The organism is Streptomyces sp. CC224B (assembly GCF_030010595.1).
GTDB classification, from domain to species: Bacteria; Actinomycetota; Actinomycetes; order Streptomycetales; family Streptomycetaceae; genus Streptomyces; species Streptomyces longispororuber.
Genome location: NZ_JASCXL010000036.1, coordinates 69,530 through 78,457 on the forward strand (window position 1 = coordinate 69,530; position 8,928 = coordinate 78,457).

Annotated in this window: 7 protein-coding genes and 1 tRNA gene; 5 read left to right on the forward strand and 3 right to left on the reverse strand. The window is 69.2% G+C overall.

Annotated elements, in window-relative coordinates:
• Positions 1-19: 19 nt before the first annotated feature.
• A complete protein-coding gene (locus tag QK440_RS16990; RefSeq protein ID WP_282793945.1) occupies positions 20-2,197 on the reverse strand; it encodes an AAA family ATPase in 2,178 nt (725 codons plus the stop codon).
• 634 nt (positions 2,198-2,831) lie between these two features.
• On the opposite strand from QK440_RS16990, the gene QK440_RS16995 reads away from it, so the two are divergent.
• Entirely contained in the window at positions 2,832-5,144 is a 2,313-nt protein-coding gene (locus QK440_RS16995; RefSeq protein ID WP_282793946.1) for an N-6 DNA methylase, read from the forward strand.
• A 68-nt stretch (positions 5,145-5,212) separates the two neighbouring features.
• Complete coding sequence (locus QK440_RS17000; RefSeq protein WP_282793947.1) at positions 5,213-5,434, forward strand: hypothetical protein; 222 nt, start codon at positions 5,213-5,215, stop codon at positions 5,432-5,434.
• Between the two features lie 200 nt (positions 5,435-5,634).
• Here the strand turns inward: QK440_RS17000 and QK440_RS17005 are convergent.
• Positions 5,635-5,708, reverse strand: a tRNA-Gly gene (locus tag QK440_RS17005).
• Between the two features lie 337 nt (positions 5,709-6,045).
• Between QK440_RS17005 and QK440_RS17010 the strand changes: the two genes are divergently transcribed.
• From QK440_RS17010 to QK440_RS17020, 3 genes are all read left to right on the forward strand, one after another.
• On the forward strand, positions 6,046-6,204 hold the full coding sequence (locus QK440_RS17010) for a hypothetical protein (RefSeq protein ID WP_170316473.1): 159 nt from the start codon (positions 6,046-6,048) through the stop codon (positions 6,202-6,204).
• A 94-nt stretch (positions 6,205-6,298) separates the two neighbouring features.
• Complete coding sequence (dcd, locus tag QK440_RS17015) at positions 6,299-6,874, forward strand: dCTP deaminase (protein WP_190139883.1); 576 nt, start codon at positions 6,299-6,301, stop codon at positions 6,872-6,874.
• Positions 6,875-6,882: 8 nt separating this feature from the next.
• Complete coding sequence (locus tag QK440_RS17020) at positions 6,883-7,398, forward strand: phosphoribosyltransferase (RefSeq protein WP_282793948.1); 516 nt, start codon at positions 6,883-6,885, stop codon at positions 7,396-7,398.
• A gap of 209 nt (positions 7,399-7,607) precedes the next feature.
• Here the strand turns inward: QK440_RS17020 and QK440_RS17025 are convergent, their stop codons facing one another.
• Positions 7,608-8,657 (reverse strand): Yip1 family protein, encoded by a 1,050-nt coding sequence (locus QK440_RS17025; RefSeq protein WP_282793949.1) that lies wholly within the window; start codon positions 8,655-8,657, stop codon positions 7,608-7,610.
• Between the last annotated feature and the right edge of the window lie 271 nt (positions 8,658-8,928).

An 8,928-nucleotide genomic window follows, 5' to 3' on the forward strand; every position in this document is an offset into this window, starting at 1 on the left:
GGCCACTCCGCTACTCACGTCACCAGCCACCCACACCCTTGTCGCCGGGCTGGTCATCCCCCAGGGCACCGGCCGCCACGAATTCGTCCGCCAGCATTCCGGGCAGGTCCTGCGGATTGGCCTGCACGACCCGGCCTGTGCTGTTGTCGACCAGACTGCCCAGCACATTCCTCAGCAGATCGGGCTGCCCCAGACAGTAATCCGCCACGAGTGGCACGATCTCGTGGTGGAAGGCATTCGCAAGCTGCTCCGCGGTGGCGAGCGGACGGTCCCCGGAGAGGAGGTATGCCTGGCCGATCAGGTGATCCGGCCCGAAGGAGACGTCCAGCTTCGCGTTCAGGCCTTCCAGGAATTCGGCCAATCCGAGCCCCTCGACCTCACCGTCCAGAACGTCCAGATCCGGCGGCACGTCGACAAAGGCGAACCGGCGCCGGATCGCGGCATCGATGTGCCCCACGCTGCGGTCGGCGGAGTTCATGGTGCCGATGATGCGGACGTTCGGCGGCACGGTCTGCTGCCGACCGCTGGTGGGCAGGGTGACCGAGACAGAGCCCCGTTTGTCGAGCTCCAACAGAGTGATCAACTCGCCGAGAATGCGCGGAAGATCGCCGCGGTTGATCTCGTCCACGACGATCAGGAAGGTCTCGTCGAGGGCTGCCTCGGCCGCCGTGCAGACCCGGCGGAACAACCCGTCCGTCAGCGTCAGATTGAGGCCCGCCCCATCCGCCGCTGCGGCCGGCTTGAAACCCTCGACGAAGTCCTCATATCCGTAGGACGGGTGGAAGGTCACCATGGTCAGGCGAGCCGCCGCAGTCCCTTCAGGGACCCTGGACAACTCGGAGAGCGCCGCCGCGCGTTCCTCCGGCGGAGCCTCGATGCGCTCCCGGAACCCCGCCATGGCGAGCGCGACGCTGAGCGCGAGCCGCGTCTTGCCGGTGCCGGGTGGCCCCGTCAGCACGACCTGGCCCTTGTGGTCGAGCAGCTCCCGCACCTTGCGAACGGCGTCGGGAAGCTCGGCATCGGTCTCCGCCACCGACGTGACGGCCTCGGCGAGGGCGGCTTTGCGGCCCTGTTGGATCTCCCGCCACAGCGCGGCGGGCACCTTCGCGAAGGTCTGCTGCCAGGCGTGCCGCGGTGAGTCGAAGAGCTGGGCGTACGAGGTGTCCCAAGCCACCCCTACGGTGTGCTGGTGCTTCAGCACGTCGGGATCATAGGAATAGCCCTCGGCGACGGTACCGACTGCCAGCACCTCCGACTTCCCCCGGTTGGCGACGATCAGATCCCCGGGCTCCAGGTCGCGAAAGCCGAGCAGCTGCCGGGCCAGACGCAGGTTCCCGCCGGTGCTCTGCGGCCAGTACCGGTCCAGGGCCTCCTTGAGCTCCTGGTCGCTCTCGTACTGACCGAGGCTGCCGACCTCGTCCCAGCCGATGCGGATACGACGGTTCTTCAGGCAGTCGTCCCAGAGGACGGCGCGTTCTCCCGGGGAGATCTTCCAGACGAGCCGGTCCCTCGGCCGCGGGTCATGGAAGGCGTACAGGAACTGCATCACCTCATGCGGACGCCAACCCTCGAACTCCGGAGTCCTCCGTACGAGATCGAGCAACTCCCGGTTGGCGCGCCAGGTCCGGACGCCCGAGGAGTACTGGTGCGGTCGGCCGCCCAGCAGTGCGGTGAAGTGACGGACGTGCGAGGCGGAGAAGATCGGCAGGAACTCGCCGGGAAAGTAGATCGCCAGGGCCTTGGTGGTCAGTGCCTGGCCGTACGAGAGCGACTCCAACTCGTCGATGCGCTCGTACGCCCCCTCGGCTGCTGCCGCGAAGGCGGTGACGAACTCGGCGCGTACCGTCCTCCAAGCCTCATGCACACCAAGCCCCCGCAGGGCGCTGGGCACAATCCGCCACTCGCCCGTCCGGTGCTGGTACACGATGTGCTTGGCCGCGCTACCGCCCCGGATGCTGCCGAAGACGTTGGTGCCGTACTCCAGCAGGCGGCAGAAGGAGTATCCCGGGCCGTCATGGCCCGCCGGTCCCAAGGCATACCGTTCCAGCGGCAAGCCGGCCCAGGTGTCCAGCGGGAACTCGGCCAGCACCCGCTGCCGCTCCTCCTCCGCCCTGTCGGCGGCCAGCCCGGCCGCCTCCCGATCGAAGCCGGCGATACGCCCCGCTAATCCGCCCTGAAAATCCCCGCCATCAGCCATGCGCTTATTCTGCCGCCCTTCGCCGCAGCCGCGAGGCTGATCCGTTCGATGCGGCCGGCCGGCGCGCGGGCATGTGATGTCCGGCTCTTACGGGCACGGTGTGCGAGCACCGCCGGGCGAAGCGCGTGCACGGACGAGCACGGTATCGGGGTCGGCTCGGTCGGGCGTCCGGGCAGGGAACGCGCGCCTGCAGGGAGCCTGAGTGAGGCAACTCGCCGCTAAGCCAGTGGGGCACGGCCTGCGCTGAACGGGCAGCACCCGCCCTGTGCACTACGAAGAAGGCGCCGTACTCACCCATCGGGCAGTGGCCGTGAAGGTGGCCCGCGGGATACCGGAGTGGCTGTAGCCCGCCTCGGCAGCCCTGCATGCAGCCGGCGCGCGGGAGTTCACCCCGACGATCCTGTTAAGCAGGGTAATCGCGGAATCTGGGTGGAAGGACTGGGCGGGGGAACGTCATAGAGTCACGCTGACCTGCGGGTGTTGGCTCCAGTACCCTAGATACGGAGTGGCTCTCCCGCCCCTCCATCGAATGAGTACACAGCGAGCACTGTGAATGCGCGCTTGGCACGTGAGCCTCCCTCCCCGTACGGTCCTCGCATCGAGAGCTCAACCGGGCCAACCACTGGGAGCTGGCATGCAGTTGGCACACGAGGACCGAGTCGGTCTCGTCACCCGAACCGAAATCGCCGAGCGTGCGGGCGTGAAGCGCCCGGCCGTGTCGAACTGGGCACGGCGGCACAAGGACTTTCCCACTCCTGTGCGCTCCGGCGACACGGAGCTGTTCCACGAGGCTGAGATCACACGGTGGCTGGCGACCCACACCATCCCTCGGCGGCAGTTGCTCGAAGGGGAGCAGGCGGGAACCACCTACGCCGACCGTTTCCGCCGGGCCGGCGGTGACCGGCCGTCTGCGGATCCGGAAGCCGTGGCGAACAGCGCTGAGCGCATCGGGTCCGAGGACGAGAAGGCAGTCGATCAATTGATGGGCCGACTCGCCGACCGAGTCCGAGGTCCGGCGACGATGGCGGACTACGTGAATCTCTGCCTCATCGTGATGTACGTACGACATGCGGAACCGGAGCGGTGGCGACGGATCGAGGACGTCATGTCGGCGGGCCAAGGGTCCCGAGACGTGCAAGCGCTGCTTCGAACCCTCGGCGACATCGCGCAGGAGGCCCTGCGTCGAAACGGCGACCGCACCGACATGCGCAGCAGCCTGCTGCAACTGGAACCGCGAAGCTGGGACGACCTCGCCACGGCAGTACGGACTGCGGCAGGCACGGACGTTGGCGCGTTCCAGCTCGTATGGGAGTCCTTCAGCGCCCGGGACGGGCTCCAGGGTTCGGAGTTCTGCAGCCCGGTGGGCCTGGCTTCGTTGTCCGCGGCTCTCGTACTTACGCCGGGACGGAAGACCACGGTGCTCGACCCCTACATGAGAGGGGGAGAGATGCTGGCTGCCGCGGTCCGCCACATCGGGGGCACGCACGGGACCGTGTACGGCGAGACCCTCGACGGCCGTCTGCAAGCAGTCGCGAGTCTGTACCTTCTCCACCTCGGTGTACGGGCGAAGCTGACCAGCACCCGGTCCGACCGATGGCCACCGGACCGCGAGCACGGTGCCGACGTAGTCCTGACGAATCCTCCGTTCAACATGAGCGACGCACCCGGCCCCGGGCGCCGGACGGGAAACTGGCCGTACGGATCACCACCGCAGGGCAATGACAATCTCGCCTGGGTGCAGTACGCCCTCGGCGCGCTGGCACCCGGTGGTCGCGCAGTGGTGGTCATGCCGGTCAAGGCGGGCAACTCGGTGAACGTCGCCGAGCGCGAGATCCGCCGTGCCCTTGTCTGTGGAGGGGCTGTGGAGTGCGTCATCACGGTGCCGCCCCATCTGTTCTCCGCGACGCCCGTGCCGGTCTCCCTGTGGGTGCTGCGACGTACGGAACTCCCCGCCAGGGAGGGAATCCTGTTCGTCGACGCCCAGGAGTTGGGAGCGAAGGTCCGACGTCGGCGTGTGCTGCGGGAGACCGATCGCGACGCGATCACGGCCGTGGTCCGCCCGTGGCTCGACGGAGGGCAGTGGCCGGACAGCGAGTACGCGTCACGTGCTGCTGAGCGCGGCTTCTCGGCCGTCGTCGTGGACCGCGAGGTCGTGGCTGACGAGGAGTGTTCGCTCCGCCCCGCCGACCACTTGGGTGGCGGGAACTATGGCGTTGCCCCCGCCGCTGCCCAGTTGCACGAAGCCGGTGAGGAGGTGGCGGAGCACGCTGCCAGGCTTCGGGTGCTGGAACGCAGGGCAGTGGAAGCGGGGGACGGCTTCCGCGAGGGCTCGGGACCCGGCGGCTGGAACGAGGCATTGCTCAGGGACCTGTGTGAGATCCGACCCGGCCCGTCGTACACCCGCCTCCCGGCGGAGGCCCGCACGTCAGGCGCAGGCATTCCGCTCGTCCTTCCGCAGGATCTCCTGGCAGGAAAGATCGCGGGCGAAACCCGATACCGCGTCCCGTGTACGACGGCCGAGCGCTTCAAGAAGTTCGAGTTGCTCCCGGGCGACATCGTCTGCGTGCGCACGGGTGCGCAGCAACAACCAGCGCTCGTCTCCGGCCCACAAGCCGGATGGCTGCTCAGCTCGAACGTGATGCGTCTACGCGTACGTCCCAACGCCGGGATCGATCCCTTCTACCTCCATGCCTACCTGAGCCTCCGGTACGCGCGCGAGTGGATGTCCCACCGCGCAGCCGCCACGGCAGCCCCCTCGCTGAGCTCTGTGGCACTGGGCCACCTTCCCGTGCGCTTTCCGCCGATCGGGCGGCAGCTGCGGAGCGTGGAACTTCTGGGCGAGCTCGGCCGACGCGCCGAAGCCCACGCCTCGTACGTCTCGGCACTCGGTCGGTTGCGGGCAGAACTCGCCGAACACCTGCTGCACGGATCGGTCGAGCCGCTGTGACGGCCGCCCACCGCTGATCCTCCCCTACGCGTCCCTTCTCGCCCGTGACCTCGAAAGGATCCACGTCCATGCCCGAATCGACAGCCCGTTCCGCACGCACGTGGCAGTTGTGGCTGGCGCTGTACGTTGCCTGCTCCATGGTGGTCGGCCTCTCCGTGAGCCTGTTGGTACTCGGGTCAGGCGTCGGCCCCACTGATGTCGTTCTGGCCGGGGGAGGTGGCTTCGCGACCACCTTCGCCCTGTGCCTCGCCCTGCCCGCAGCCGTGCGCGAACTCAAACGACAGAGCTGACCGGAACCGCCCGCCCGTGCGGCTGAGCCCGGCCGATCGGGAGCTCGGAGCGACGGAAGCGGCGAAGCCGGCGACGACCTACCGCAGCGGCTACGCCGCCGCCCCGGTACAGCCCCAGGCGCTCCGCTGGGCCGGATGCCAGGACAACAGCGCAATGCGAAGCCCCAGGTCTGTGACCTGGGGCTTTCACAATAAATTCCTGGAGCGGGTGACGAGAATCGAACTCGCGCTCTCAGCTTGGGAAGCTGATGTTCTACCATTAAACTACACCCGCGTGGTACGCCGGTTGAACCGGTTTCGTACTGTCGCACACTCTACCTCATCCCGGCCCCCGGACGCCCTCGCCCCGGGGGCCGGCTGCGCTGTGTGGGCTCTGGGTGACTGCGGGCGAAAGGAGTTGGGGCGTACCGTAGGGGCCGCTCGGGGCCTCGCCCGGTTGCGGTCGGGCGCCCCGCCTCGTCGAGGGGCGGCCACGGATCCGGCGGTCTGTGTGGGTGCCGTGAGGGGGTTCGGGGGGTGCGGAGTGCCGCCTGGAGTGCCGTCCCTTTCATCCCGTAATGTGGCTTTCGTCGTCGCCAGTTACGGGTTTGGGGAAGGGACTCAAGGAGTTGATGGAGCGCACCGTCGTCCGTTGTGCCGAGGGGCACGTGTTCAGCACCGCTTCGTTCCCGATGCAGCAGGCCGACCGGCTCGGACCCGGCCGGCTCATCCGTTGTCCCCGGTGCGCGCGGCTCCGCCACGCGGTGCCGGTGGAGTTCGAGAAGCGCTAGGGAGCGCCGCGGAGCACCAGCACGGTGAAAGAGCGCGCGGGCGGCGCATTGCGCAAATTGCGGCCTTCCCGCGCGCTCTGCGTATCCTCGGTGCGTGCTTCTCTCAGACAAGGACATCCGGGCCGAGATCGATTCCGGGCGGGTGCGGATCGACCCCTACGACGAATCCATGGTCCAGCCGTCGAGCATCGACGTGCGCCTCGACCGTTACTTCCGGGTGTTCGAGAACCACCGGTACCCGCACATCGACCCGTCCGTCGAGCAGGCCGACCTGACGCGCCTGGTCGAGCCCGAGGGGGACGAGCCGTTCATCCTCCACCCCGGGGAGTTCGTGCTCGCGTCGACGTACGAGGTCATCACGCTCCCCGACGACCTCGCGAGCCGTCTGGAGGGCAAGTCCAGCCTGGGGCGCCTCGGGCTCGTGACGCATTCCACCGCCGGGTTCATCGACCCCGGCTTCTCGGGGCACGTGACCCTGGAACTGTCGAACCTCGCCACGCTGCCCATCAAGCTCTGGCCGGGCATGAAGATCGGGCAGCTCTGCATGTTCCGGCTGACCTCGCCCGCCGAGTCCCCGTACGGGTCCGAGCGGTACGGGTCGCGCTACCAGGGGCAGCGCGGGCCCACCGCCTCCCGCTCCTTCCTCAACTTCCATCGGACCCAGGTGTGACACCCCCCATGAGCGACATGAGTGACCAGAGCGGCGTGCGCGAGAACCTCACGTACGAGAAGTTCGGCGGCGCGATCCGTGACCTCGCCCGGACCATCGCCGACGACGGGTACGAGCCCGACGTCGTGCTGAGCATCGCCCGCGGCGGCGTGTTCGTCGCCGGCGGTCTCGCGTACGCCCTCGACTGCAAGAACATCCACCTGGTGAACGTGGAGTTCTACACGGGCGTGGGCACCACCCTGGAGATGCCGGTGATGCTGGCGCCCGTGCCCAACGCCATCGACTTCACCGACAAGAAGGTGCTGATCGCCGACGACGTCGCCGACACCGGCAAGACGCTGAAGCTGGTGCACGACTTCTGCCTCGATCACGTCGCCGAGGTGCGGTCCGCGGTCATCTATGAGAAGTCCCACTCGCTTGTGAAGTGCGAGTACGTGTGGAAGCGCACCGACGAGTGGATCAACTTCCCGTGGAGCGTGGAGCCGCCCGTGGTGAAGCGGTCCGGGCAGGTCCTCGACGCGTAGGACGGACGCGCACACCAGCCGTCACGGCGCGGCCCCGCCCGCCGCGCCATGCCGCGCCCCTCGACGAGCGGGCACTCATCGACGCCACCCGTGCTCGGTGAGTGCCCGCTCGTTCCGCACGTAGCCGTGCCCGTGCGCCGGGCGGAGATGAGGGAAGACCCCGGCGAGAACGTGTCTCACCGGGGCCTGGGCGCTGTCGCGCGGTGGTGTCAGAACGTGCCGAGTTTGATGATGGACAGGATCGCCAGGAGCTGGATCGCTGCGGCGCCGAGGGCGCGGGGCCAGGGGAGGTCGTGGGACTTGCTCACCATCAGGGTGAGCAGTGCGTCCGCCGCGAGCCAGGTGGCCCAGCCGAGGAGCTGGACGAAGCTGTTGCCGCCGCCGAGGAAGAGGGCGACGATGACGCGCGGCGCGTCCGTGAGGGCCATGATCAGCATGGACAGGCCGACCGTCGGCTGCCAGGCGCCGTCGCCGTTGAACTGCCGGGCGAGGCTGTGCGTGACGACGCCGAGGATGAACGCGCTGATCGTGATCGCGACGCCGGTGGTGAGGACGTACGGGACCGCCGTGGAGAGCGTGGCGTCGAGGACGTCCTCGCGGGCCTCGTCGAAGCCGAAGACGGCGAGCAGGCCGTAGAGGAACGTGACGACGGCGGCCGGGCCCCACATCGCGTAGTCCCGCATCTGGAGGAAGGTGGGCACCGGGCGGAGGACTATGCCGCGCAGCAGGTCCTTCCAGTGCAGCTTCGGGCCGATGGGGCCGGGCGGGGCCTGGCCCGCGCGGTAGGTGTCCCCGTCGTTGTACGGGTCCTCGCCGAGGGAGAAGGCCTGGGTGTGGCCGGGGTTGTTGGCGGCGTACGGGTCGGGGGCGCCGCCGTGGCCGCCCGGGCTGCCGCCGAAGTACTCGGGCTCGTCGCGGCCGCCGGACGGCTGGGGCCACTGCTGGGCGCCGCCGTGGTGCGGCCCGCCGCCGTGCCGGCCGGGTCCGCCGCCGTACTGGCCCGGGGGCGGCCCGCCGTACTGCCCGGGGCCCGGGCCGCCGCCGTAGGGCGGCTGCCCGCCGTACGAGGGCGGGGCCGGGTGTCCGGGGGCGGGCGGGTAGGCGCCCGGCGCCTGGCCGCCGCCGTGGTGCGGGGGCCGCTGTCCGTACGGCGCCTGCCCGGAGCCCTGGCCCGGTCCGGGGCCCTGGTTGCCGGGGGCGCGTCCCGATTGCTGTGCGCGGTTGTCCCTGCCGCCGCGTCCGATCCTGAATCCAGCCACGTCATCGAACGTACCTGGTCCGGGGGGTCGGCCGCGTCCCTTCCCGTGGACGGGGCTCCGTTTGCGGCTGACCTGTGACAACCCCTAGGGGGACCCTGAGGGGTTGTCCCCAGGGCCCCCGGGACGCGTGTGACCTGCCGTGGCCTCCGTGGTTCAGGTGGTGCCTCAGCCGCACCGGCCGGTTGCCGTGCGGCCTAGGGCCTGTCTGGCAAAGGATCTTGGGTGGGTTCTCTGAGCCAGAGGATGAGTGAGGCGAGGTGGACGCCGGCCT

What these genes read in the sequence shown, in the direction of transcription:
- QK440_RS16990 (WP_282793945.1), bottom strand. Translation starts at nt 2,197, where the DNA reads ATGGCTGATGGCGGGGATTTTCAGGGCGGATTAGCGGGGCGTATCGCC.
- QK440_RS17010 (WP_170316473.1), top strand. Translation starts at nt 6,046, where the DNA reads ATGGAGCGCACCGTCGTCCGTTGTGCCGAGGGGCACGTGTTCAGCACC.
- QK440_RS16995 (WP_282793946.1), top strand. Translation starts at nt 2,832, where the DNA reads ATGCAGTTGGCACACGAGGACCGAGTCGGTCTCGTCACCCGAACCGAA.
- QK440_RS17020 (WP_282793948.1), top strand. Translation starts at nt 6,883, where the DNA reads ATGAGCGACATGAGTGACCAGAGCGGCGTGCGCGAGAACCTCACGTAC.
- QK440_RS17000 (WP_282793947.1), top strand. Translation starts at nt 5,213, where the DNA reads ATGCCCGAATCGACAGCCCGTTCCGCACGCACGTGGCAGTTGTGGCTG.